Here is a 23948-nt window from a genome sequence, read left to right on the forward strand (position 1 = left end):
GAGATTCCCATGCGTATTGCCCTCGTAGGCGCCGGCGCTTTCGGTGAAAAGCACCTCGACGGCCTCAAGAACATCGACGGCGTAGAGATCGCCTCGGTCATTTCGCGCAATGCCGAGCAGGCTGCCGAAGTCGCCGCCAAGTACGGCGCGCCGCACTCCGGCACCGATCTGGCCGAAGTGCTGGCCATGCCCGATGTCGATGCCGTGATCCTCTGCACCCCCACGCAGATGCACGCCGAACAGGCCATCGCCTGCATGAACGCCGGCAAGCATGTCCAGGTCGAGATTCCGCTGTCGGACAGCTGGGCCGATGCCGAAGCCGTGGTGGCGAAGCAGCAGGAAACCGGCCTGGTCTGCATGGTCGGCCACACCCGCCGCTTCAATCCTTCGCACCAGTACGTGCACAACAAGATCACCGCGGGTGAGTTCAACGTCCAGCAGATGGACGTGCAGACCTACTTCTTCCGCCGCAAGAACATGAACGCCAAGGGCCAGCCGCGCTCGTGGACGGACCACCTGCTGTGGCATCACGCCGCGCACACGATCGACCTCTTCGCCTACCAGTCGGGCAAGATCGTCGCCGCCAATGTGCTGCAGGGCCCGAAGCACCCGGAACTGGGCATCGCCATGGACATGTCGATCCAGCTCAAGGCTGAGACCGGCGCGATCTGCACGCTCTCGCTCTCGTTCAACAACAACGGCCCGCTCGGCACCTTCTTCCGCTACATCGGCGACAGCGAGACCTACATCGCGCGCTACGACGATCTGGTGAACGGCCGTGAAGAGCCGATCGACCTCACCGGCGTGACCGTGTCGAACAACGGCATCGAACTGCAGGACCGCGAATTCGTCGCCGCCATCCGCGAAGGGCGTGAGCCCAACTCGTCGGTCGGCAAGGTGCTCGATTGCTACCGCGTGATCGGCGAACTGGCCGAGAGCCTCGAAGCGCAGGACGGCTGGTCCTGATCATGGAAAAGCGCCTCCTCGCGGGCCGTCCGGTCCACTCCGTCGGTCTCGGTTGCATGAATGTGGCCTGGGCCTACGGCAATCCGCCGTCTCGCGAGGAGGCGGTCGCGCTGTTCCGCCATGCGCTGGACGCGGGCTGCGATCACTTCGACACCGCCAATATCTATGGCATGGGGCTGAGCGAGGAGATCCTCGGCGAAGCGATCATGGACCGGCGCGGCGAGTTCGTGCTGGCCTCCAAGACCGGCATCCTGATCGACGGCGCCCGCCGCGGCATCGACTGCGCGCCGGAGAGCATCACCGCCTCGCTCGACGCCAGCCTGAAGCGGCTCGGCACCGATCACATCGATCTGTTCTACATGCACCGTTTCGACCCGAAGGTGCCGATTGCCGACTCGGTGGGCGCCATGGTGCGCGCGATCGAGGCGGGCAAGATCGGCGCTTATGGCGTGTCCGAATGGTCCACCGCGCATATCCGCGAGGCCCACGCGGTGCATCCGGTGGCGGCGGTGCAGACCGAATATTCGCTCTGGACCCGCAACGTGGAGCTGGGCGTGCTGGATGCCACGCGAGACCTCGGGATTGCGCTCGTCGCCTTCTCGCCCGTCGCGCGCGGGGCGCTGGGCGGTGAACTGACTGACGTGAACACGCTCACCGAAAAGGACCTGCGCCGCGCATTCCCGCGCTTCATGGGCGAGAACTGGGCGCACAACCTCGCGCTGATCGAGGAGTTCAACGCACTCGCCTCGTCGATCCGCGTCACCCCGGCGCAGTTGGCGTTGGCATGGGTTCTCGCGCAGGCCGAGCATGTCCATGCCATCCCCGGTACCCGCTCGATTGCCCACTTCGACGACAACCACGTCGCTGCCGCGCTGGAAATCGACGCGGGCATTCTGGAGCAGGCGGGCGAACTGATGAACCAGCAGACCATCGCCGGTCATCGTTACCCGGACATGATCAAGCCGACCATCGACACTGAGGACTACGTTTGAGGCGGTGACGGAACCAAGGGTTCCGGGGTCGGTTCTGAGGGCATGGACGATGCCCCGACCGACCCCGAGCCTTCCGAGGAACTGGCCCACGACGATCCCGAGCGCCAGGAAAGCGACCGCGAGATCGAGCGGGACGAGGCCGGTCTTACCCGCCACGAACGCGGGCAGATCAAGGACAACCTGCGGCTCTCCGCCCGCACTGTCTTCTCGGTCATCCGGCGGGAGGGCGAGGAGGAACTGCACCGCCCGGCGATGTCGCTCTGGTGGTCGGGCATGGCCGCCGGGATCGGCATTTCCACCTCGGTCTTTGCGCAAGGGCTGCTCCATAACGCCTTCGAAACGCATCCGCACCGGGAGCTTATCGCCGCCTTCGGCTATGCCATGGGCTTCGTGCTGGTGGTGCTTTCCCGCCTGCAACTCTTCACCGAGAATACGCTGACGGCGGTACTGCCGCTGCTCGCCGGGCCGAACGGAGAGCGGCTATGGCGCACGGCACGCTTATGGGCGGTGGTGCTGGCGGCCAATCTCTTCGGCACGTTCCTGACGGCACTGCTGATTGACGTTCTGGTCGATCCCGCGCATCCCACGCTGGCCGGGATGCTCGCCGTGTCGCGCAAAGCGGCGGAGGCGAGCGGTACGGCGGCCCTGCTGGACGGCATTCCGGCGGGCTTCTTCATTGCCGCCTTCGTCTGGATGCTACCCAGTTCGAAAGGCTTCGAGATCTTCGTCGTCGCGCTATTCACCTGGCTGATCGCGGCGGGTGGCTTCACCCATGTCGTGGCCGGGTCCACCGAGATGTTCCTGTTGGCGTTCCACGGCGAAATGGCGATGGGCGAGGTCTTCGGGACGCATCTACTGCCCACGCTTGTCGGCAATGTGGTGGGCGGGACCGGCCTTTTCGCGCTATTGGCCTATGCGCAGATCAAGGGCGAAATCTGAATGACCTGGGGGACGGCTTAGGCTAGATCGGAAGCATGGACGGCGCCGAACTCATCCCCGTTTCCCGCAGCCATTACGGCATGGGCCGGGATGCAGGCGAAACGCTTGCCGTGCCGGTCGAGGCTCCCGTGGCCATAGAGACCAACGGTATCGCTTATGCCGTAATGATGGCCACGCCCGTCGAGATCGAGGATTTCGTAACCGGCTTCCTCATGTCCGAAGGGCTGGCGGCGGCGGACGAGGTCGGAGAAGTGGTCGTCCATTCGGTCGAGAATGGCGAATGGGGCAGGGGCTATGTCGCGCGCGTCAACCTTCCGCCCGAACGCCTCTCGCTGATCGTCGAACGCGCGCGCAGGCGCACGGGCGACAGTTCCTGCGGCATTTGCGGCATCGAGGGCGTGGAAGCCGCCTTGCGCCGCCTGCCGCCCCTATCACGCCGAAGCGGGGCCAGCCCCGAGGCGATCCGGCGCGGTCTCGATGCCATGGGCGGCATGCAGCTATTGGGCCGCGAAACCCGCGCGACTCACGCCGCCGCTTTCTGCAACGAGGACGGGGAATTGCTGGCGATCCGTGAGGATGTCGGCCGCCACAACGCGCTCGACAAGCTGATCGGCGCCCTGGCGCGCAGTGGGGCTCGGGGCGGCATCGACCCGGCGCAGGGCTTCGTCGTCATGACCTCGCGCTGTTCCTACGAATTGGTCGAGAAGACCGTGCGGGCGGGTATTCCGCTATTGGTGACGATCTCCGCCCCCACCGATCTTGCCGTGAGGCGCGCGCGGGCGGCGGGCCTCTCGCTCTGCGTCGTGGCGCGCGACGATGCCATGTTGGTGGTGGGCGATACCCAGCCTTCCGACGAAAGAGCCACGCCGCTCGTCGAACCGTAAACCCGGCCATTCCTGTTTCGCTTGTAGTTTTTTCGGCCTGACCTAGATTTGGCTGAGACGACTACATTCGAAGGACGGGATTTTCCTAGATGGCTACGACGACCGATCAGGCGACCTCAGGTGAACTGAAGCTGACGCCTCCCGATCCGGTGCCGGTGGTGCAGCCTGAAAGGGCCGCCGGTCTCGTGCCGGTGGGCGATGAGCAGAAGTCCAAGTTGCAGGTGCGCGTTGATGAATTCGTCGACGATCTTGTCACGCAGGACGTGAACTCGCCCGAATTCGGCCGCCGGGTCGACCAGATCACCAACATGGGCCGCAAGGAAATCGCCGAGGCCTCGGGCCAGTCCAACCGCTTCCTCGACCGCCCGGTGCGCGCGATGGACAAGGACGCTGGTGTCGGCGCCGACCTTGCCGAACTGCGCCGCACGGTGGAGGACCTCGACCCCTCGACCAAGGGCGACCTGCTCTCGCGCCGCAAGATCTTCGGGATCATCCCGATGGGCAGCAAGCTGCGCAACTACTTCGACAGCTACTCCAGCGCGCAGGGCCACATCAGCGCGATCCTCGCCCGCCTGCAGGGCGGCAAGGACGAGCTGCTGATGGACAATGCCGCCATCGACGTGGAGCGCCAGAACCTTTGGGCGGCGATGGGCAAGCTCGAACAGATGATCTTCATGTCGAAGGCGCTGGACGAGACGCTTGAGCAGAAGGCCGCCGACCTCGACCATGTCGATCCGGCCAAGGCCAAAGCTGTGCGTGAAAGCGCGCTGTTCTACGTGCGCCAGCGCACGCAGGACCTGCTGACGCAGATGGCGGTTTCGGTGCAAGGCTACCTCGCGCTCGATCTGGTCAAGAAGAACAACGTCGAACTGATCAAGGGCGTCGATCGCGCCTCCACCACTACCGTCGGTGCGCTGCGCACGGCGGTGACCGTGGCGCAGGCGATGGCCAACCAGAAGCTGGTGCTGGACCAGATCACTGCGCTCAACACCACCACCGCGCGGATCATCGACGGCACCGGCCAGATGCTGAAGGACAATACCGCGCGCATTCACGAGCAGGCGGCGAACTCCACGATCCCGCTCGAAACGCTCAGCCGCGCGTTCCAGAACATCTACGATACGATGGATTCGATCGACACCTTCAAGATGCAGGCGCTCGATTCGATGAAGCAGACGGTGCAGTCGCTGGAAGGCGAAGTCACAAAGTCCAAGGCCTATATTGCCCGCGCGCAGGGGCAGGCCGAAGGCGCGTCGTCCGGCGATGGAAAGGCGGCCAAGGCGCTTCTGGAGGCGCTCGACTGACCGATGGCCAATCCCGTTACGCCCCGGAATCGTAGTGCCGTGAACCAGGAGATTATTCGTGCCGCACGCCGACAGCGCGCGGCACGGCTCTACAACGCTCGCAAGGAGCGCTGGAGCTTCCGCTGGCGGCGTCTGCGCCGGGCGTTCCTGGCGCTGTTCGGCATCTTCATCGCGGCGCTGACCGCCGGACTGGTCCTGGGCGGCCTGTCGTTCACCACGACAGTATTGACCACGCTGCTCGCCTTCGCGGTATTCATCGTGCTTTCGATCTACCCGTCCACACCGAAGCTGCGCGCCGAGCAGCTCGGCGATGCCACTCTGCCGGAACTGGCGGGATCGACCGAGCTCTGGCTTGAAAGCCGCCGCCGCGCGCTGCCCAGCGCGGCCGTCGATGCGGTGGACATGATCGGGGTGCGGCTGGAGCAGATCGCGCCGCAACTCGCCGCCCTGCAAGAAACCGGCGCCGCCGCGCGCGAGGTGCGCAAGCTGCTGTCGGAGCACCTCCCTTCGCTGGTGGACAGCTATACCCGCATTCCCGCCGAACTGCGCAACCGGCCCCACGCGGGCGGCACCACGCCTTCGCAGCAACTGGTCGAGGGACTGGACGTGATCGCCGGGCAGATCGAGGCGATGAGCCACGACCTTTCGCGCGGCGACCTCGATGCCCTGGCAACGCGCGGGCGCTTCCTCGAAACCAAGTACGTCGATTCCCGCGACGATGCTTGAGCTGCTGACGCGGGCGGGAAGCCTGCCTTTTTCGGTCGCTCTGGCGCTGATGCTGATGTTCGCGCTGCTCCAGATCGTGGGCGCGGGGGATTTCCTCGGCGGCGATGCCGATGTGGACGTGCATGGCGGGGTTCATGCCGATGCCAGTGTCGATGCCGGTTTGCTTTCGATCCTTGGCATAGGCCGCGTACCCTTCCTGATGTGGCTGATGGTGCTGCTCACCGTGTTCGGCCTTCTGGGCATTTCCGTCCAGGAACTGCTGCTGGCCCTGACCGGACAGACCTGGAGTGCCTGGCTGGTGGCGCCTGTCGTCGGTTTCGCGGCATTGCCGATCACGGGCGCGCTTTCGCGTGGGCTTGGTCGGATCATCCCGCAGGACGAGACGAGCGCGATCGATGTGGCGATCCTGGTCGGGCGCGAGGCGGAAATCCTGGTCGGGACGGCGACGGCAGGCAATCCGGCGCGGGGACGCGTCTTCGACCATTACGGGCAGCCCCATAACGTCATGGTGGAGCCGGACATGGCCGATCAGCGCTTCGTACAAGGCGAAAGGGTCCTGTTGGTGCGGCGCGAGGGCGAGCTCTTTAAGGCTATCGCCAGGGGCGACCACTATCTGCCGCGGCTCGATTGAGAGCCGGCGCCATCGGCATGTGACAAAGGCGGTTAAAGCTCTGAAATCGGTGCGGTTGGAGCCGGTTTTTGTGGGAGAATGCGGCCGGTTCTGATAGCGTCCCCGGCAGGTTTGAACGCGTCTGCGAGCGGCGGAAACCGCGCGGCGCAAGGGGGAGTATTTCTACATGCAAGACCTCGTCGGTATTGCGACACTGGCCGGCATTGCACTCGTTCTGTTTCTGGCGCTCGGGCTCATGCTGGCGCGTCTCTACAAGCGGGCATCGAAGGAAATCGGCTTCGTCCGTACCGGATTCGGGGGCGAAAAGGTGGTGATGAACGGCGGCGCGCTGGTCCTGCCCGTGTTCCATGAAACGATGCCGGTGAACATGAATACCGTGCGCCTTGCCGTGGAGCGCAAGAACCAGGACGCGCTGATCACGCTCGACCGTCTGCGCATCGACGTGAAGGCTGAATTCTACGTCCGCGTCCGGCCCGATGCCGGCGCCATCGCCATGGCGGCCCAGACGCTCGGCGCGCGTACCATGCACCCGGAAGCGCTCAAGGAACTGGTCGAAGGCAAGTTCGTGGACGCGCTGCGCTCGGTTGCGGCGGGCATGACCATGAACCAGCTTCACGAACAGCGCGCGGATTTCGTGCAGAAGGTGCAGCAGGTTTCCTCGTCCGACCTCGCGATGAACGGGCTTGAGCTGGAATCGGTTTCGCTGACCGGTCTCGACCAGACGTCTATCGAGCACTTCAACGCCAACAACGCTTTCGACGCCGAAGGCCTTACCAAGCTGACCGAGCAGATAGAACTGCGCAAGAAGGCGCGCAACGACATCGAGCAGGACACCCGCGTCCAGATCGAGCAAAAGAACCTCGAAGCGGATCGCCAATCGCTTTCGATCCAGCGCGAGAACGAGTTCGCCCGCCTCGACCAGGAGCGCGAAGTGGAAATGCGCCGCGCCGAGCAGGCCGCCGAAGTCGCGCGGGAACAGGCGCTGCGCGGCCGCGAGGCGGAGGAAGCGCGGATCGTCGCCAAGCAGCAGGTCGATTCCCAGCAGATCGAGGCGGACCGCACTATCCAGCAGGCCAAGATCGCGCAGGCGCAGGCGGTCGAACTGGCACGTCAGGGCCAGCAGATCGCGATCCAGAACAAGAGCCGCGAGGAAAGCCAGGCCAAGGCCGAGGCGGACGAGGCCCGCGCCAAGGCCGTCGCCGCCGAGGAACAGGTCGTCACTAGCCGCGAAACCGAGATTGCCGAACGCGCCAAGCGTATCGAACTGATCGAGGCCACCAAGGAAGCCGAGCGGCAGGCTATTTCGGTCAAGGTGCAGGCCGAAGCGGAAAAGGAAGCGGCATCGAACCGCGCCGAGGCCGCCCGTCTGGAGGCCGAAGGCGAGGCCGAGGCAGAGAAGCTGCGCGCCGAAGCCGCGCGCGTCCGCTTCGAGGTGGAAGCCGCCGGTCAGCGCGCGATCAACGAAGCGGCGAACCTGCTTTCGTCCGACCAGATCTCGCTCCAGATGAAGATGGCGCTGCTCAAGGTGCTGCCGGAAGTCGTGCGCGAAAGCGTTCGGCCGCTCGAAGCGATCGACTCGATCAAGATCGTGCAGGTGGACGGCCTTACCCAGAAAGGCGGCTCGGCCGCTTCGGCGTCGGTGGGCGGTTCCGGGGGCGGTTCGGGCAATCTCGCCAACGACGCCGTCAGCGCGGCACTGGCTTACCGCGCGCAGGCGCCGGTGATCGACGGGCTGATGAAGGAACTTGGCCTGGACGGAGCCTCGCTTGCCAGTCTCGTCCAGGGTGCGGTGCAAGTGCCCGGACCTGTGGCCGCGCCAGTGCATGCACCGGCGAATGACGCCAGCGCCGCCAAGTTCAGCGAAGCGGAGTAATCAAGCCTGCATCATCGGTGGAACGGTAGCCTGCCGTTTCGCGACCTTACCGCCCCGGCACCCGCCTTTTCGGCGTGTCGGGGCGCCGGGTTTCAAGCAGGCTCGCGGCGAACTTAGCCGAGCGCGAGACGCCCCAAAATTCCCCCATCCACCTTGATGTCGCAGCCGCTGACATAGGATGCCCCCGGCGAGCAGAGGAATTCGGCGACCGAGGCGATCTCGTCGCCCGTGCCCTGACGTCCTAGCGGCGTCATGCCCATCATTCGCACCATCTGCTCGCTTGCCTTGGCTTCGGCGCGGCTCATTTCGGTGTCGATGAAGCCGGGAGCAATCGAGACGATGCGCAGGCCCCGCGCACCGAATGCAGCGGCTTCACGGCCGACCAGCCCGATCACGGCGCGCTTCGACAGGGTATAGCCCATGCCTGGATCGGTCGCGAACCGGTCAACTCCGTCGCGGCCCTTGCCAGCGACGAGATCGCCGACGGCGGCAATCATCGCCGGGTCGGGAATGAGATAGGCCGACATGGACGAAACCAGCACCGCGCAGCCGCCCTCCTCGAACCGAGGCAACAAGGCCGCAACCAGCCGTTCTGTGGCGAAATAATTGACCTCGAGAATGCGCTGCGCCTCGGCCATCGTGGGCGAGAGACCGGCGGTGTGGATCAGCGCGAAGAGCGGGGCGTCGCCCAGCGAATCAAGCAGTTGCCGGGTAAACTCGGGTGCAGCGATATCGCCTGCAAGGGTGGAGACCCGCGTGCCGCCTTCGCGTAGTTCGGTGGCCATGTCCTCCAGCCTCTCGGCATTCACGTCGCAAAGCAGCAGCGGGCGATCCTGCGCGGCGAAGCGGGCGGCGACGGGTCGGCCCATGCCTCCGGCCGCTCCCGTGACGATGACGGTGGCGCTCATGACCTCTCCTTCAGGTGCCGTGATCCGGCATTCCGCGAGTTGGTAACCGGAGCGCCGCCCAGCCGCTACCCTTGAGCGGACTCATCGCCCAGGGGAATAAGATACAGTGTCGCTCATAGTGCTTGCATTGCGCGTCGTCGTCGTTCCATCTTCGCTGTGCGAGCCGTGATCACGACGGCGGGCAGGCGGGAGAACGGGAATGCTGATGACGGGAGAGCAGCATGTCGCGGCGCCGCGCCGAAAGGTGTGGGATGCCCTGAACGATCCGGCGGTTCTCGCGCAGTGCATTCCCGGCTGCCAGAGTCTCGACAGGGCCGCAGACGATCGCTTCGTTGCCGTGGCCGAGGTCAGGATTGGCCCGATCGGCGCGCGTTTCAAAGGGCAGGTGCAACTGTCCGAACTGGACGCGCCCAACGGTTACACCATCACCGGTTCCGGCAATGGCGGTATTGCCGGCAATGCCAAGGGCGGTGCGAAAGTGCGCCTCAAGGATAGCGAGGGCGGCACGCTCGTCGCCTACGAGGTCGAAGCGGAAGTGGGCGGCCGCATGGCGCAGCTTGGCGGGCCGATCATCGATGCGACGGCCCGAAATCTGGCTGGCAAGTTCTTCATGCGGTTCGGAGAGGTCGTCACGGGGGACGGCCCGGCGCCGGTTGTTGCGGGGGAGCACGCAGCCGGCGCCGGTCATGCCGCTTCCGCAGCACCGGTTGCGCCGGCCTTGCCCAAAGTCGCATCAACGCAAGGTATCTGGGGTTGGGTGGCCGCGCTGGTCATGGCGTTGATAGCGGGTTTCCTGCTCGGCGCGCGCGGATTGCAGACGGAAATGCTAGCGGTTGGGGTCCTTCTGATCGTGACGGCAGCGGCGGCATTCGAGGCAGGAAGACGGCAATGTCTTGGGGCGCGGGGCCTTCGAGACGGAGCATCGCGTTGAAGCCCGCGCCTTTCGATTATGTTCGTCCTGCCAGCGTGCGGGAAGCGTGCGGCATTCTGGCCGAAGCGGGCGGCGGCGCTACGGTGATCGCCGGGGGGCAGACGCTGATGCCCTTGCTGAACTTGCGGATGAGCCAGCCGTTCATTCTGGTGGACATTGCAGGAATTGAGGACATTCAGGGCGTTTCGGCCGTGCCGGGTGGGCTGCGGGTCGGCGCGATGACGCGGCAGGCCGACGGCTTGACCGACGCCTTGCTTGCGGCCCGGCTTCCAGCGATGGTCATGGCGCTGGAGCATGTCGGCCACCATCAGACGCGCAATCGCGGGACCGTGGGCGGCTCCATCGCGCTGGGAGAACCCGCTGCCGAAATGCCGGCCACTGCAGTCGCCTTGGGAGCAACGATGGAAATCGCCTCCCTGCGCGGTATCCGTCAGGTTGCCGCTGCCGATTTCTATCTCGGCCCTTACATGACGGCACTCGAACCGGATGAGCTTCTGACCGGTGTGATCTATCCGCACTGGCCCGAGGGGCATCTGGTCCTGTTCCGTGAGGTCGCGCGGCGGCCGGGGGACTTCGCGCTGCTGGGGATGACCGGTGCGGCGGTTCTGGAGGACGGCGCCGTGGCGCGGATCGGCCTGGCCTGGTTCGGAATGGGGCCGACGCCGATCCGCATGGTGCAGGCCGAGAATGCGCTTCTGGGCCAAGCATTGACCGATATCGATCCAGACACCGTCGCCCGGCTGGCGGTGGCAGACGCTGCGCCATTCGATGACCATCATGTCAGTGCGGAATATCGCCGTACGGTCGGTCACCGCATTTTCCGCCGCACCTTGCGTGAGGCTCTCGGCCTGAAGGAGGCGGTATGAGCGAACATGCCATCGCATGGACCGTCAACGCCCACCCGCGCCGAGACCGGGTCGAGGCGCGAACCAGTCTGGCCGATCACCTCAGGCTGGAGGTTGGCTGCACCGGCGTCCACCTCGGTTGCGAGCACGGCGTATGCGGAGCCTGCACGGTGATCGTCGATGGCAGGGCCGTGCGCTCATGTCTGATGCTGGCCGTTCAGGCAGACGGCGCATGCGTTACCACGGTGGAAGGTCTCGCGGCGCCGGACGGTACCCTTCACACCGTTCAACAGGCCATGCGAGAGGCGCACGGCGTGCAGTGCGGGTTCTGTACGCCGGGGGTGCTGATGACGTTCGCCGCCCTCTCGTCGGACGCGGCAAGGGCGGACGAGCAGGCAATGATCGCCGCCATGTCCGGGCATATATGTCGCTGTACCGGATATCAGGGGATCCGCCGGGCGGCGAAGGCCCTGGCGGAGAGAACCGTTGGTTCCGGGCAAGGGACGGAAGCATGAACGCCGAGATCTCCGGCCATGGTCTGGGTGCCAGTCGCTGGATCGGCAAGCGCGTGCCCCGCAAGGAGGACCCGCGCCTGCTGACCGGGCGCGGTCAGTTCGTGGATGACGTGGTGCTTCCGGGCATGCTTCATGTCGCATTTGTGCGCAGCTCTGTCGCATGCGGCCGGATCATCTCCATCGATCGGGAAGCCGCCCGGGAGATGCCGGGGGTCCACGTCGTACTGACGGCGGCGGATCTTGCCGCGCGGCCCATCCGCATGCTCTCGTTCTTCTTTACCGAGGCCGAGATCGCGATCGCGCCGCTGGCGGACGGCCATGTTTCCTATCTCGGCGAGCCGGTAGCCCTGGTGGTCGCGGAAAGCCGTGCCATGGCCGAGGATGCCGCCGCGCTCGTGGAGATCGCGTGCGAGGAAGGGCAGCCGATAGTCTCCATCGCACAGGCCAGGACGGGCGCGCCGATCCATCCCGGCATGGACAGCAACATCGCCGCCGAGATCGGCGATGAGGAAATCGACGAGGAACTGGAGCAAAGACTGGCAGCGTCGGCTTTGCGGATCCGCCAGAAAGTGGTCCACCAGCGCATCTCCCAGGCGCCGATGGAAACGCGCGGGGTGATCGCTTCCCGCGACGGGCCGGAAGAACTGACGCTGTGGATCACCTGCCAGAGCCCCCATCTCGTTGCTCGCTGGGTGAGCCTGGCGCTTGATCTGCCGGATAGCGCGATCCGCGTCATCGCCAAGGACGTGGGCGGGGCCTTCGGGCTGAAGAACCACCCCTGGAAGGAGGAGTGCGCCGTCATCGTCGCGGCGCTCCTGCTCGGGAAGCCGCTCAAGTGGATCGAGGACCGATACGAGGCGCTTACCGCCTCCAACCAGGCGCGCGAGGCCGAGATGACCCTGGAGGCCGGGTTCGACGCGGAAGGCCGCCTCACCGGATCGCACGGGATATACGATTGCAACAACGGCGCCTTTCCGCAGGGCGCGGACAGCAACATTGCCGTACACATGTTCGTCTGGGCAGCCTACAGACAGCCGGCTTACGCCTTTGTCTCGCGCGGCTGGTATACCAATACCAACGGCCTCGCCGCCTATCGCGGCCCTTGGGCGATGGAATCGCTGGTGCGGGAGACCTTGCTGGACAAGGCCGGGCGGCAGCTCGGCATCGACCCGGTGGAGATCCGCCGCCGCAACCTCGTCTACCTTGCCGACCAGCCGGCCACGTTCAGCATGGGCATTCCGCTTGAGGACATAACGCCGGGCGAATGCCTGGAAAAGCTGCTCCAGCACTTCGATATGGCCCAGTTCCGGCGCGAACAGGCCAAGGCGCGAAGTGAGGGGCGTTATCTCGGCGTCGGCATTGCCGCATACGTGGAGCCGACAGGCTCGGCGGGATCGATGGCGCCGATGACCGGCGAACTGGCGCAAGTGCGGATCGAGCCGACGGGCAAGGTTACGGCGACGATGTCCACCCATTCGCAGGGGCACGGTACGGCAACGACGATGGCCCAGTGCATCGCCGACCGGCTGGGCGTGCGCTACGAGGACGTGACCGTGTTCGAAGGTGACAGTTCGCGCGGCGGTTTCGGTCCCGGCGCTGCCGGAAGCCGTCAGGGTGTGATCGCGGGCGGCGCGGCGATCCGCTGCTCGGAGCTTTTGGCCGACAAAGTGCGCACGGTTGCGGCCCATCTGCTCAATGCCTCTCCAGACAGCGTCGTGCTGAGCGACGGCATGGTCCATGTCGAGGGCGCGCCGGAAATGACGCGTCCGCTCTCGGAGATTGCCGCCATCGCCTATGGCGAGCCCGATCGCCTGCCACCGGATCTGGAAACCGGACTGGAAATGCAGTTCCGCTACCAGCCGCCTCCGATGACCTTTACCAGCGCGGCCCATCTGGCCATCGTCGAGGTCGATGCGGAGACCGGGTTCGTGACGATCCTGCGCTGGATATCCAGCGAGGATTGCGGAACGGTCATCAACCCTGCCGTAGTGGAGGGGCAGATTTCAGGCGGCCTGGCTCAGGCTATCGGCATGGTCCTGCTGGAAGACATGCCCTACGACGCGCATGGAAATCCGTTGGCGGCTACGTTTAAGGACTATCTGCTGCCCGGAATCGGCGACGTGCCGGTATTCGAGTTCGTCCATGCGAATACGCCGTCCCGCACTATCGGCGGAATGCGGGGCGTGGGAGAGGGCGGTGCGATCATCGGCCCGCCCACGCTGGTGAACGCGATTGCGGATGCGCTTTCGCCGTTCGGTGAGATCGAGGAGCTTGTCCTGCCGCTCACCCCCGCCCGCATTCTGGATGTGATCGAGCAGCGGGATGTTTCGGGCACCAGCAAGCAGCCGTGGCCGGTCGCGGAAACGGCCGTGACGCTGTCGCCGGAACCTGTTCAGGCAAAGGACGCGCTGCAGGTCGTTTCCGCCGCCGGACCTGCAGGGGATTGGGACATGGTACTCAAGACGCCAATGGGGCCGCAGGCGATGCAGGCGCATTTCGATGTCGAAGGCAGTGCGCTTCGCGGCTACCTGGCCGCGCCCGAGGGACGGCAGGAATTCAGGGGCGGCATCGTGGAGGGCAATCGCCTGCGTTTCGATCTCAAGGTCGAGAAGCCAATGAAGATTACCTTGAAGTATGATCTGGAGGTCAGCGGAGACGCCATCGCGGGCAAGTGCAAGATGGGTATGTTCGGCTCGGCGAAAGTCACGGGCAAGCGCGCGCCCTAGCTGCTGGCGTCCTTCACCGTTTCCATCGCCACGTAAGTAGACGTGCTGGATACATGCGGCAGGCTGGAGAGTTTCTCTCCCAGCACGGCCCGGTAGCGATGGATGTCGCGGGTGCGGACCTTGAGAAGGTAGTCGAAATGGCTGGCAAGCATATGGCACTCCTCCACTTCGGGAATGCGCTGGATGGCGGCGTTGAATTCGCGAAGGGCCTGCTCGCGCGTGTCGGACAGCTTGACCTCGGTAAAGGCGACATGGTCGAGCCCCAGCGCTACCGGATCGATCACGGCGCGGAAGCCCCGGATCACGCCCGATTGGGTCAGTCGGCGCAGGCGCACCTGGCAGGGGGTCTTGGACAGGCCCACGACTTTCGCCAGCTCGGTCACGCTCATGCGGCCGTCTTCGCGCAGCGCAGCGACGATCTTGCGATCGTGGTCGTCCAGAATGACCGGTTCGGTGCGTTTTGCCATGCGATTGAACTGCCGATGGGAGCAAGATAAGTCAAAATGGATCGTCTTGTGCCTGTGAAAAGTCGGATTGCCAAGCCGGCTTGCGATATTGGCGATTCATGACCCACACCCCGCCCGCCCACGCGCCATTCGCCGCCTTCGCCCCCGCCGTCAGCGAGCTCACGCCGCTCCGCCGCGCGATCACCGATGCCTTCCGCCGTGACGAGGCCGCCTGCATGGCGCCGCTGCTCGACGCCGCGACTTTGCCGGATACGCAGCGCCGGGACGTTCGCGAGACGGCGAGCCATCTCGTGACCACGCTGCGGGCCAATCACAAGGGCACCGGCGTCGAGGGTCTCGTTCAGGAATACTCGCTCTCCAGCCAGGAAGGCGTGGCGCTGATGTGCCTGGCCGAAGCGTTGCTGCGCATTCCCGACAACGCCACCCGCGACGCCCTGATCCGCGACAAGATCTCCGACGGCGACTGGAGCGCGCATCTCGGCGGCGGCAAGTCGCTCTTCGTCAATGCCGCGACTTGGGGTCTGGTGGTGACCGGCAAGCTGGTCGGTTCGGTCGACGACCGGGGCCTGGGTGCTGCCCTGACCCGTCTGGTAGCGCGTGCGGGCGAGCCGGTGATCCGGCGCGGCGTCGATCTGGCCATGCGTCTGATGGGCGAGCAGTTCGTGACCGGCGAAACCATCGGTGAGGCCGTGAAGCGCGCCAGGGAACTGGAAGAGAAAGGCTTTCGCTACAGCTACGACATGCTGGGCGAAGCGGCGACCACGGCGGCCGATGCCGACCGCTACAACGCCGACTACGTCAACGCCATCCACGCTATCGGCAAGGCGAGCGCCGGGCGCGGGATCTACGAAGGCCCGGGCATCTCGATCAAGCTTTCGGCACTGCATCCGCGTTACAGCCGGGCGCAGGCGAAGCGGGTGATGGACGAACTGCTGCCGCGCGTGAAGGCGCTGGCGGTGCTTGCCAAGGGCTACGACATCGGCCTCAACATCGATGCCGAGGAAGCCGACCGGCTCGAACTTTCGCTCGACCTGCTCGAAGCCCTGGCGCTCGATCCCGACCTCAAGGGCTGGGACGGTCTGGGCTTCGTGGTGCAGGCTTATGGCAAGCGCTGCCCCTTCGTGCTCGACTGGATCATCGACCTCGCCCGCCGCTCGGGCCGACGGATGATGGTGCGCCTGGTCAAGGGTGCCTATTGGGATGCCGAGATCAAGCGCGCCCAGGTGGACGGCCTTGCCGACTTCCCGGTCTATACCCGCAAGGTCCATACCGACGTTTCCTACGTCGCCTGCGCCCGCAAGCTGCTGGCGGCGCCGGATGCTGTCTTCCCGCAGTTCGCGACGCACAATGCGCAGACGCTGGCGACGATCTACCACCTTGCCGGACCGGACTTCGTGGTGGGCCGCTACGAGTTCCAGTGCCTTCACGGCATGGGCGAGCCACTCTATTCGCAGGTCGTGGGGAAGGAAAATCTCGACCGACCCTGCCGCATCTACGCGCCGGTCGGCACGCACGAGACGCTGCTGGCCTATCTGGTGCGCCGCCTGCTGGAAAACGGTGCGAACTCCTCGTTCGTGAACCGCATTGCCGATCCCGCCGTGCCCGTGGAAGAGATGGTGGCCGATCCCGTCGATGTGGTCCGCGCCATGCCGAACCCGGGCGCCCGGCACGATCTGATCCCGGTCGCGGCCGATCTCTACCCCGGCCGCCGCAATTCGGACGGTGTAGACCTGGCCGACGAAACCGCGCTTGCGGCGCTTTCGGAAGATCTGCGCCGTTCGGCGGCACGCGAATGGTTCGCCATGACCGCCAATGCCCAGGGCGAGGCGCGTGCCGTGCTCAACCCCGCGGACCACGGGGACGTGGTCGGCCGGGTGATCGAAGTGGCACCGGAAGCGGCAGCGGTTGCCGTGGCCCGCGCGGCGATAAGCCGCTGGGGCCAGGTGCCGGTCGCCGAGCGCGCGGCCATGCTCGATGCCGCCGCCGATGCCATGCAGGCGCGGATCGGCCTGCTCATGGGCCTCGTCATCCGCGAGGCCGGCAAGTCGGCCGCGAACGCCATTGCCGAAGTGCGCGAGGCGATCGACTTCCTGCGCTATTACGCCAAGCAGGCGCGTGAGACTTTCGGTGCGGAGCAGGTCCCGCTGGGGCCGGTCGTCTGCATCAGCCCCTGGAATTTCCCACTCGCGATCTTCGCCGGGCAGGTCGCCGCCGCGCTGGTCGCAGGCAACCCAGTGCTGGCCAAGCCTGCCGAGGAAACCCCGTTGATCGCGGCGGAGGCAGTGCGCCTTCTGCACGAGGCGGGCGTCCCGAAGGATGCGCTGCAGCTTCTGCCGGGTGACGGGAAGCTCGGCGCCGCGCTCGTGGCTGCGCCGCAGGTTGCCGCCGTGATGTTCACCGGCTCGACCGAAGTGGCGCGTCTGATCCAGAAGCAGCTTGCGGGCCGCGTCGCTGCCGATGGCCAGGCGATCCCCTTCATCGCCGAAACCGGCGGGCAGAATGCCATGATCGTCGATTCCTCGGCGCTGGCGGAGCAGGTGGTGGCGGACGTCATCGCTTCCGCTTTCGACTCTGCCGGGCAGCGCTGTTCGGCACTGCGCGTGCTCTGCCTTCAGGAAGATGTGGCCGACCGCACGCTGACGATGCTCAAGGGCGCGCTGGCGCAACTGCGCGTGGGCAATACCCAGGAACTCGCAGTGGACATCGGCCCGGTCATCACGGCCGAGGCCAAGGGCATGATCGATGGCCACGTCGCGCGCATGAAGTCGCGCGGTTGCAAGGTCGAACAGGTGACGATTCCGGGAGCCTGCGAGGCGGGCACTTTCGTGGCGCCGACGATCATCGAGATCGCGTCCATCGCCCAGCTCGAACGCGAAGTGTTTGGCCCGGTGCTGCATGTCGTGCGGTTCAAGCGTGATGCGCTTCCCGATCTTGTCGAGGCGATCAATGCCACCGGCTATGGGCTGACTTTCGGTCTCCACACCCGCCTCGATGCCACCGTGGAGCAGGTCACTTCGGCGATCCGCGCGGGCAATCTCTACGTCAACCGCAATACGATCGGTGCCATTGTCGGCGTCCAGCCTTTCGGCGGGCGCGGGCTTTCGGGCACCGGACCGAAGGCGGGCGGACCGCTCTATCTGGGCCGTCTGGCGCGGAAGGCGCCGGAAGTTCTCGCCGCGCCTGCGCAAGCAGCGCCGCTGGTAGAGGCTTTCGCGACCTGGCTGAGCGCTCAGGGCGATGCCGCTTCCGCTGCTGCGGCGCGCACGCTGGGTGCGTCGTCGGGGCTGGGCATCGAACAGGTCCTGCCGGGGCCGGTGGGCGAGACTAACCTCTATGCGCTTCACCCGCGCGGGCGGGCGCTGCTGCGTCCGGCGACGCGCGAGGGGCTCTATGGCCAGATGGCGGCCGTGCTCGCCAGCGGCAATACGGCGACCGTGGAGGGCATGGCGCTTCCTGCCGGGCTACCTGAAGCCGTGGCCGCGCGTTTCACGCCGAATGCGGGCGAGCACTTCGCGGCCTGCCTGGTGGAAGGCGACGGGGATGCGGTGCGGGCCGCCTGCAAGGCGGTGGCGGACCTGCCGGGGCCGATCGTTCCGGTCCACGTTACGCCGGGCCCCAATCTGGTATGGCTGCTGGAGGAAGTTTCGACTTCCATCAACACTACCGCCGCTGGTGGCAATGCCAGCCTGATGATGATCGGCTGATACGAAAAAGGCCCGCGAGTTCGACACTCGCGGGACTTTTTTCATGGGGCTGGAAGGGCGATCAGCAGGCTGGGACCGGCTGTCCGTCCATCTCGCCTTCGCGCTTGTGCAACGCGAGCGTCACCAGGAAGATCGCGAGGCCCCCCAGCGACAGGCCCATGCCGATCCAGCCGGTCGAGGTGAGGCCGTAGCCTGCCGAGATCGCCAGGCCGCCCAGCCAGGGCCCCAGCGCGTTGGCCATGTTGAAAGCGCTGTGGTGCGCGGCGGCGGCAAGCGCCTGGGCGTCGCCCGCCACGTCCATGAGGCGGGTCTGGAGGATCGTGCCGAGACCGCCCGCAAACCCGATCATCACCACCACCACGCTCAGCGTCCAGACGTTGCTGGCGGCCATGGGGAACAGGGCGAGAGCGAAGGCGCTGAACAGCAGCGCGCCGATCGCGGCCTTGTTCAGCGAGCGGTCGGCCGCCCAGGCCCAGAACAGATTGCCCACCGTCATGCCGACGCCGAAGACTGCGAGGACGACCGGAACGAGGTGCTCGGAGACTTTGGTGACCTCGATCATGGTCGAGGCGATGTAAGTGTAGACGGCAAAGAGGCCGCCGAAGCCGATCGCGCCGGTGAGCAGTGTCAGCAGCACTTGCGGACGGCGCAGTGCGCCCAGTTCGCGCATCGGGCTGGCGCCTTCGTCCGCTTTCTGGTGCGGGGCATAGAGCGCGACGAGTGCCATGGTTATGATCGCCAGCACCGAGACGATGGCGAAACCGGTGCGCCAGCCAAAGGCCTGTCCCAGCCAGTTGGCCAGCGGCACGCCGATGATCGTGGCGACGGTCAGCCCCGACATGACCAGCGCAACGGATTGTGCGCGCTTGTTGGCGGAAACCATCGAGGCGGCAACCAGCGCGGCGATACCGAAGTAGGCACCGTGGGGCAGGCCGCTGATGAAGCGGAACAGCAGGAGCAGCGGATACGTCGGCGCCATTGCCGAAAGGCCGTTACCCACTGCGAACAGTCCCATGAGACCGATCAGCAGCGCCCGGCGCGGCAGCTTGGCCGCCAGTACCGCGATCACCGGCGCGCCGACGACCACGCCCAGCGCATACGTGCTGATCGCATGACCCGCTTCCGGCTCCGTCAGGCCAAGATCGCGCGCGAAATAGGGCACAAGGCTCATCGCGGCGAATTCGGTGGTGCCGATGGCGAAGGCACCCATCGCCAGGGCGAGGATGACGAGCGCGGGGTGGGTATGGGCTTTTTGCTGATCGGTCATGTTGCACTGCAATATTGGGGGCATTTGCGATCTAGTGGAGCGCTGCGCTATGCCAACCCGTCGGGAGGTGCAATAATTGCACTCTCGGTCTTGTTTGTTGCAATGTGTGACTGATTAATCCCCGTCGTCCCGGACTTGATCCGGGACCGCTGGCGATCTTTAGGCGCTCGTCTGAGAGCAAGGCGGTCCCGGATCAAGTCCGGGACGACGCTTCGACCGACGTCTGCTTAAAGCCCCGGGTCGAACTCCGGCGCGTTCTTGGTGGTATAGTCCGAATGCGTGGCGACATGGATGCCGCATTCGGTCTTGTCCCAACCGCGCCAGCGGCCGGAACGGGGGTCTTCGCCATCCGCGACCTTGCTGGTGCAGGGCATGCAGCCGATCGACGGGTAGCCCTGGGCGACCAGCGGGTGCGGCGGCAACTCGTGCTCGGCGATATAGGCGGCGATGCGTTCGGGCGACCAGTCGATCAGCGGATTGACCTTGAGCCGGCCCTGCGCGTCGGTGGTGTCGACCTCGAAGCGGGGCAGGGTGGCGCGGGTCGAGGCCTGGAAGGCCTTGCGACCGCTGAACGAGGCATCGTAGCCGAGCAGGGCCTTTTCCAGCGGCTTCACCTTGCGGATTTCGCAGCAGCCGTCTGGATCGTAGGACCAGCGCAGGCCGTTTTCGTCCTTCTTCGCCAGCGCCTCGGCATCGGGAAGAAGGTTGATGAGGTTGGTCAGGCCCAGCCGCTCAACAAGGAGATCGCGGTACTCCAGGGTCTCGGGGAAGTGCTTGCCGGTTTCGAGAAACAGCACCGGCACCGCAGGATCGACTTGCGCGATCAGATGCAGGAGCACGGCCGATTCCGCACCGAAGCTGGAGACGACCGCGATATCGCCCGCCATGCCTTCCTTGAGCACCGTTTCGAGCATCTCGCTCGTGTCGGTGCCGCGGAAGAGGCGGTTAAGGCGAACGGCATCGGCCTCGTCGAAACGGGGGCCGGTGTCGATCAGATCGCGGATACGTGCAGCTTCGGTGTGGTGCATCGGTTACTTCCTTGGGCTGGACATCAGGCCGGGTGGCGCTTCGCCCAGATTGCCTGGCGACCGTCGACGACAGTGGCTTGGTAGACGTTGTCCCAGCGATCGAACGCGTTTCGGGCGTCCTCCTCGTTGAGGGCCTTTTCGGGCGCGAAGGCATCGAAGCCGCAGCGCCGCAGGTGCGAGAGCATGTCGATCACCAGATCGCCTACCGCGCGCATCTCGCCAGCGTAGCCTGCCTCGCGCAGGATCCGCGCCGAGGAGTAGCCCCGCCCGTCGGTCCAGGCCGGGAAGCTGACTTCCACGAGCGCTAGGCGATCGAGATGCGGCAGCAGGTCGCGTGCATCGTCGCCCGGCTCGATGCGGACGGCGGTGGCATTGGTCTGCTGCGAGAAGGCATCGACCGTGACGGCCGGATCGTTCACCGCTTCGTCTTCACGGAAGCGGAATTGCACATCAACCATAGATCGCTTCCTTGAACGGGGCCATGCCGATACGGCGATAGGTGTCGAGGAAGCGTTCCTCGCCTTCCTTGTTGGCGAGGTAGACTTCGGTGGCCTTCTCGATGGCATCGACCACGCCGTCCTCGGTGAAGCCGGGACCGGTGATCTGGCCGAGCGAGGTGTCCGCGCCTTCGCTGCCGCCGAGCAGGAGCTGGTAGTTTTCCAGGCCCTTCTTGTCGACGCCAAGGATGCCGATGTGGCCCGCGTGGTGGTGGCCGCAGGCGTTGATGCAGCCCGAGATCTTCAGCTTCAGTTCGCCGATCTCGGCCTGGCGCTCGGCGCTGCCGAAGCGTTCGGAGATCTTCTGCGCGACCGGGATCGAACGGGCATTTGCAAGGCTGCAGTAGTCGAGCCCGGGGCAGGCGATGATGTCCCCCACGGTGTCGAGATTGGCGGTCGACAGGCCTGCCTCGTCCAGCGCCTTCCAGACGGTGTAGAGGTCGGCCTTCTTCACATGCGGGAAGACGATGTTCTGGGCGTGGGTGACGCGCAGTTCGTCGAAGCTGTAGTCCTTGGCCAGCTTGGCCATGAGGCGGATCTGGTCTGCCGTGGCGTCACCGGGAATGCCGCCGATGGGCTTCAGCGAAACCGTGGCAATCACATAGCCCGCCTGCTTGTGGGCATGCGTATTGCGTTCCACCCAGAGGCGGAAATCGGGATCGGTGAGGTCCAAGTCGTCCGAGGCGTTCGCATCGAAGCCGGGATCGACGAAATGCGCCTTGATGCGCTCCAGTTCGGCCAGCGGCGGCTCGATCGGCTGGGTGAGCAGATGCGCGAACTCTTCCTCGACCTGACGGACATATTCGTCGCGGCCCAGTTCGTGGACGAGGATCTTGATGCGCGCCTTGTACTTGTTGTCGCGGCGGCCGTAGCGGTTGTAGACGCGCAGGCATGCCTCGGAGAAAGTGATCAGCTGGTCAAGCGGCACGAAGTCGCGGATCAGCGGTGCGATCATCGGCGTGCGGCCCATGCCGCCACCGGCGTAGAACTGGGCGCCGATCTCGCCTGCGTCGTTCTTCACCATCTTGATGCCGATGTCGTGCAGACGCATCGCCGCGCGGTCGGTTTCCGACGCGATGACGGCGATCTTGAACTTGCGCGGCAGCACCAGGAATTCCGGGTGGAAGCTCGACCACTGGCGCAGCAGTTCGGCATAAGGGCGCGGGTCGACGATTTCCTCGGCGGCAGCGCCCGCGAACTGGTCGGACGAGATGTTGCGGATGCAGTTGCCGCTGGTTTGGATGGCATGCATCTCCACCTTGGCAAGTTCGGCCAGGATGTCCGGCGTGTCTTCCAGCTTGATCCAGTTGTACTGGATGTTCTGGCGGGTGGTGAAGTGGCCGTAGCCGCGGTCGTACTTGTCCGCGATATCGCCCAGCAGCGTCATCTGCGCGGAATTCAGCGTGCCATAGGGCACCGCGACGCGCAGCATGTAGGCATGCAGCTGGAGGTAGAGGCCGTTCTGCAGGCGCAGCGGCTTGAACTGGTCCTCGGTAAGGTCGCCCGCCAGGCGGCGGCGGACCTGGTCGCGGAATTCCGCGACGCGGGTATCGACCATCTGCTGGTCGTATTCGTCGTACTTGTACATCAGATCACCCAGTCTGCGGCTGCGGGGTCGGACGGCTTCAGCGTCAGGTCGAGGCGGACGGTCGGCCCGAGGGCGCGGATGCGCTCCTTGATATGAGCGGGCCGGATGCCTTCCCCGGTCTTCTCACCGTCGACGATATAGGCCGCCACGACCTTCTGCGCGCCTTCCTCACGCGCCACCAGGGCGGCGCCATGTTCGCCGACATCGGCGGATTCGTTGACGTCGAGCGACCAGCCCACGCCGGTCCACCAGATGACCGCACCGGTCTTCAGGTCGTTGCCCGTCAGGATCTTCACTTTGTTGCCTCCAGCGCCAGGGCGCGAATGGTGTTGTCGGGTTCTGCGGTGACATGCCCGATAACGATAAGCGCGGGACTTTGCACCTTCGCATCCGCGATTAGGTCGGCAAGTCCGGCGAGCGGCCCACGCAGCACCCGCATGGCCGAGCGGGTGGCGTTTTCTATGACCGCCACCGGCACATCGGGCGCCAGGCCGTCGGCCATGAGCTTCTCGGCGATCTGGGCGGACGTGGCGATGCCCATGAAGATCACGAGGGTGCGCCCCTTGCCGGCCAGGCCCGACCAGTCCTGATCCGCCAGGCCCTTGCACTGGCCTGCCACGAAGGTGACGATCGAGGCATGGTCGCGGTGGGTAAGGGGGATCTGCGCCGCGGCCGAGGCACCGAGTGCCGAGGAGATGCCGGGAACCACTTCCACCGGCACTCCGGCCGCGCGGCAGGCCTCTGCCTCTTCGCCGCCCCGGCCGAACACGAAGGGATCGCCGCCCTTGAGGCGCACGACATCATGCCCCGCCAGCGCCTCGCGGACGAGCAAGGCGTTGATCTCTTCCTGCTTCATGGTGTGCCGGGCGCGGCTCTTGGCGACGGAAACCAGCCGTGCCGTGGGCTTCGCCATCGACAGTATCGCCGGATCGACCAGCCCGTCATGCACTATAAGCCCGGCATTCATGAGCAGACGTGCGGCGCGCAGGGTCAGGAGGTCGGGGTCGCCGGGACCGGCACCGACCAGAAAGACTCGGCCTGCGGAGGCGGGATTCGCTTGCATGGGGCGCAGATGATCCTCCGCGCTCCCGATTGCCAGCGATAATGGCTTTGTCCGGGGCAAGGGAGGCTTTAGCGGCCTCCCGATAATGCCCCGC

21 protein-coding genes are annotated in these 23948 nt (G+C 65.6%); 13 read left to right on the top strand and 8 right to left on the bottom strand.

Features of this window, described 5'->3' with window-relative positions:
* The first annotated feature begins 9 nt into the window (after window positions 1-9).
* The 8 genes from NTCA1_RS12070 to NTCA1_RS12105 all read left to right on the top strand — a co-directional run bounded on the left by NTCA1_RS12070 (window position 10) and on the right by NTCA1_RS12105 (window position 8315).
* Window positions 10-966 (top strand): Gfo/Idh/MocA family oxidoreductase, encoded by a 957-nt coding sequence (locus NTCA1_RS12070; RefSeq protein ID WP_159830703.1) that lies wholly within the window; start codon window positions 10-12, stop codon window positions 964-966.
* A 2-nt stretch (window positions 967-968) separates the two neighbouring features.
* Complete coding sequence (locus NTCA1_RS12075; RefSeq protein ID WP_159830704.1) at window positions 969-1958, top strand: aldo/keto reductase; 990 nt, start codon at window positions 969-971, stop codon at window positions 1956-1958.
* Window positions 1959-2000: 42 nt separating this feature from the next.
* Window positions 2001-2897: a formate/nitrite transporter family protein gene (locus NTCA1_RS12080; RefSeq protein WP_133084568.1), complete on the top strand. Its 897-nt coding sequence runs from the start codon at window positions 2001-2003 to the stop codon at window positions 2895-2897.
* Window positions 2898-2932: 35 nt separating this feature from the next.
* Entirely contained in the window at window positions 2933-3781 is an 849-nt protein-coding gene (gene fdhD / locus NTCA1_RS12085) for a formate dehydrogenase accessory sulfurtransferase FdhD (protein ID WP_159830705.1), read from the top strand.
* 89 nt (window positions 3782-3870) lie between these two features.
* Complete coding sequence (locus NTCA1_RS12090; RefSeq protein ID WP_159830706.1) at window positions 3871-5085, top strand: toxic anion resistance protein; 1215 nt, start codon at window positions 3871-3873, stop codon at window positions 5083-5085.
* Window positions 5086-5124: 39 nt separating this feature from the next.
* Entirely contained in the window at window positions 5125-5811 is a 687-nt protein-coding gene (locus NTCA1_RS12095; RefSeq protein WP_236549274.1) for a hypothetical protein, read from the top strand.
* Window positions 5804-6442, top strand: coding sequence for a YqiJ family protein (locus tag NTCA1_RS12100; protein WP_159830708.1), 639 nt, complete (start codon window positions 5804-5806; stop codon window positions 6440-6442). Before NTCA1_RS12095 ends, NTCA1_RS12100 begins: the two co-directional genes overlap by 8 nt.
* A 166-nt stretch (window positions 6443-6608) precedes the next feature.
* Entirely contained in the window at window positions 6609-8315 is a 1707-nt protein-coding gene (locus NTCA1_RS12105; RefSeq protein WP_086491528.1) for a flotillin family protein, read from the top strand.
* Window positions 8316-8428: 113 nt separating this feature from the next.
* On the opposite strand, the gene NTCA1_RS12110 is transcribed toward NTCA1_RS12105, so the two are convergent.
* Window positions 8429-9223 carry an SDR family NAD(P)-dependent oxidoreductase gene (locus NTCA1_RS12110; RefSeq protein WP_159830709.1) on the bottom strand — a complete coding sequence of 265 codons (795 nt, stop codon included), beginning with the start codon at window positions 9221-9223 and terminating at the stop codon, window positions 8429-8431.
* A 199-nt stretch (window positions 9224-9422) separates the two neighbouring features.
* On the opposite strand from NTCA1_RS12110, the gene NTCA1_RS12115 reads away from it, so the two are divergent.
* The 4 genes from NTCA1_RS12115 to NTCA1_RS12130 are packed head-to-tail and all read left to right on the top strand — an operon-like array spanning window position 9423 to window position 14240.
* Window positions 9423-10154, top strand: coding sequence for a CoxG family protein (locus tag NTCA1_RS12115; RefSeq protein ID WP_159830710.1), 732 nt, complete (start codon window positions 9423-9425; stop codon window positions 10152-10154).
* Entirely contained in the window at window positions 10151-11020 is an 870-nt protein-coding gene (locus NTCA1_RS12120) for a xanthine dehydrogenase family protein subunit M (RefSeq protein ID WP_159830711.1), read from the top strand. Before NTCA1_RS12115 ends, NTCA1_RS12120 begins: the two co-directional genes overlap by 4 nt.
* Window positions 11017-11514, top strand: coding sequence for a (2Fe-2S)-binding protein (locus tag NTCA1_RS12125; protein ID WP_159830712.1), 498 nt, complete (start codon window positions 11017-11019; stop codon window positions 11512-11514). Before NTCA1_RS12120 ends, NTCA1_RS12125 begins: the two co-directional genes overlap by 4 nt.
* Window positions 11511-14240 carry a xanthine dehydrogenase family protein molybdopterin-binding subunit gene (locus NTCA1_RS12130; RefSeq protein ID WP_236549275.1) on the top strand — a complete coding sequence of 910 codons (2730 nt, stop codon included), beginning with the start codon at window positions 11511-11513 and terminating at the stop codon, window positions 14238-14240. The genes NTCA1_RS12125 and NTCA1_RS12130 overlap by 4 nt, the downstream gene beginning before the upstream one ends.
* On the opposite strand, the gene NTCA1_RS12135 is transcribed toward NTCA1_RS12130, so the two are convergent.
* Window positions 14237-14707 (bottom strand): Lrp/AsnC family transcriptional regulator, encoded by a 471-nt coding sequence (locus tag NTCA1_RS12135; protein WP_133084577.1) that lies wholly within the window; start codon window positions 14705-14707, stop codon window positions 14237-14239. The two genes, NTCA1_RS12130 and NTCA1_RS12135, sit on opposite strands and share 4 nt — an antisense overlap.
* Window positions 14708-14805: 98 nt before the next feature.
* On the opposite strand from NTCA1_RS12135, the gene putA reads away from it, so the two are divergent.
* Window positions 14806-18411 (top strand): trifunctional transcriptional regulator/proline dehydrogenase/L-glutamate gamma-semialdehyde dehydrogenase, encoded by a 3606-nt coding sequence (putA, locus tag NTCA1_RS12140; RefSeq protein ID WP_159830713.1) that lies wholly within the window; start codon window positions 14806-14808, stop codon window positions 18409-18411.
* Window positions 18412-18472: 61 nt separating this feature from the next.
* On the opposite strand, the gene NTCA1_RS12145 is transcribed toward putA, so the two are convergent.
* The 6 genes from NTCA1_RS12145 to cobA all read right to left on the bottom strand — a co-directional run bounded on the left by NTCA1_RS12145 (window position 18473) and on the right by cobA (window position 23854).
* A complete protein-coding gene (locus tag NTCA1_RS12145) occupies window positions 18473-19678 on the bottom strand; it encodes an MFS transporter (protein WP_159830714.1) in 1206 nt (401 codons plus the stop codon).
* 227 nt (window positions 19679-19905) lie between these two features.
* Window positions 19906-20706 carry a phosphoadenylyl-sulfate reductase gene (locus tag NTCA1_RS12150; RefSeq protein ID WP_159830715.1) on the bottom strand — a complete coding sequence of 267 codons (801 nt, stop codon included), beginning with the start codon at window positions 20704-20706 and terminating at the stop codon, window positions 19906-19908.
* A 23-nt stretch (window positions 20707-20729) separates the two neighbouring features.
* On the bottom strand, window positions 20730-21164 hold the full coding sequence (locus NTCA1_RS12155; RefSeq protein WP_086491537.1) for a DUF934 domain-containing protein: 435 nt from the start codon (window positions 21162-21164) through the stop codon (window positions 20730-20732).
* A complete protein-coding gene (locus NTCA1_RS12160) occupies window positions 21157-22791 on the bottom strand; it encodes a nitrite/sulfite reductase (protein WP_133084581.1) in 1635 nt (544 codons plus the stop codon). Before NTCA1_RS12160 ends, NTCA1_RS12155 begins: the two co-directional genes overlap by 8 nt.
* Complete coding sequence (locus NTCA1_RS12165) at window positions 22791-23087, bottom strand: DUF2849 domain-containing protein (protein WP_133084582.1); 297 nt, start codon at window positions 23085-23087, stop codon at window positions 22791-22793. Before NTCA1_RS12165 ends, NTCA1_RS12160 begins: the two co-directional genes overlap by 1 nt.
* Window positions 23084-23854 carry a uroporphyrinogen-III C-methyltransferase gene (gene cobA, locus NTCA1_RS12170; protein ID WP_086491540.1) on the bottom strand — a complete coding sequence of 257 codons (771 nt, stop codon included), beginning with the start codon at window positions 23852-23854 and terminating at the stop codon, window positions 23084-23086. Before cobA ends, NTCA1_RS12165 begins: the two co-directional genes overlap by 4 nt.
* Window positions 23855-23948 lie beyond the last annotated feature (94 nt).

Source organism: Novosphingobium sp. TCA1, from assembly GCF_009811895.1.
Taxonomy (GTDB): domain Bacteria; phylum Pseudomonadota; class Alphaproteobacteria; order Sphingomonadales; family Sphingomonadaceae; genus Novosphingobium; species Novosphingobium panipatense_A.

What these genes read in the sequence shown, in the direction of transcription:
- NTCA1_RS12110 (WP_159830709.1), bottom strand. Translation starts at nt 9,223, where the DNA reads ATGAGCGCCACCGTCATCGTCACGGGAGCGGCCGGAGGCATGGGCCGA.
- NTCA1_RS12160 (WP_133084581.1), bottom strand. Translation starts at nt 22,791, where the DNA reads ATGTACAAGTACGACGAATACGACCAGCAGATGGTCGATACCCGCGTC.
- NTCA1_RS12115 (WP_159830710.1), top strand. Translation starts at nt 9,423, where the DNA reads ATGCTGATGACGGGAGAGCAGCATGTCGCGGCGCCGCGCCGAAAGGTG.
- NTCA1_RS12130 (WP_236549275.1), top strand. Translation starts at nt 11,511, where the DNA reads ATGAACGCCGAGATCTCCGGCCATGGTCTGGGTGCCAGTCGCTGGATC.
- NTCA1_RS12100 (WP_159830708.1), top strand. Translation starts at nt 5,804, where the DNA reads ATGCTTGAGCTGCTGACGCGGGCGGGAAGCCTGCCTTTTTCGGTCGCT.
- NTCA1_RS12150 (WP_159830715.1), bottom strand. Translation starts at nt 20,706, where the DNA reads ATGCACCACACCGAAGCTGCACGTATCCGCGATCTGATCGACACCGGC.
- NTCA1_RS12090 (WP_159830706.1), top strand. Translation starts at nt 3,871, where the DNA reads ATGGCTACGACGACCGATCAGGCGACCTCAGGTGAACTGAAGCTGACG.
- NTCA1_RS12080 (WP_133084568.1), top strand. Translation starts at nt 2,001, where the DNA reads ATGGACGATGCCCCGACCGACCCCGAGCCTTCCGAGGAACTGGCCCAC.
- NTCA1_RS12125 (WP_159830712.1), top strand. Translation starts at nt 11,017, where the DNA reads ATGAGCGAACATGCCATCGCATGGACCGTCAACGCCCACCCGCGCCGA.
- fdhD (WP_159830705.1), top strand. Translation starts at nt 2,933, where the DNA reads ATGGACGGCGCCGAACTCATCCCCGTTTCCCGCAGCCATTACGGCATG.
- NTCA1_RS12145 (WP_159830714.1), bottom strand. Translation starts at nt 19,678, where the DNA reads ATGACCGATCAGCAAAAAGCCCATACCCACCCCGCGCTCGTCATCCTC.
- putA (WP_159830713.1), top strand. Translation starts at nt 14,806, where the DNA reads ATGACCCACACCCCGCCCGCCCACGCGCCATTCGCCGCCTTCGCCCCC.
- NTCA1_RS12105 (WP_086491528.1), top strand. Translation starts at nt 6,609, where the DNA reads ATGCAAGACCTCGTCGGTATTGCGACACTGGCCGGCATTGCACTCGTT.
- cobA (WP_086491540.1), bottom strand. Translation starts at nt 23,854, where the DNA reads ATGCAAGCGAATCCCGCCTCCGCAGGCCGAGTCTTTCTGGTCGGTGCC.
- NTCA1_RS12070 (WP_159830703.1), top strand. Translation starts at nt 10, where the DNA reads ATGCGTATTGCCCTCGTAGGCGCCGGCGCTTTCGGTGAAAAGCACCTC.
- NTCA1_RS12075 (WP_159830704.1), top strand. Translation starts at nt 969, where the DNA reads ATGGAAAAGCGCCTCCTCGCGGGCCGTCCGGTCCACTCCGTCGGTCTC.
- NTCA1_RS12155 (WP_086491537.1), bottom strand. Translation starts at nt 21,164, where the DNA reads ATGGTTGATGTGCAATTCCGCTTCCGTGAAGACGAAGCGGTGAACGAT.
- NTCA1_RS12135 (WP_133084577.1), bottom strand. Translation starts at nt 14,707, where the DNA reads ATGGCAAAACGCACCGAACCGGTCATTCTGGACGACCACGATCGCAAG.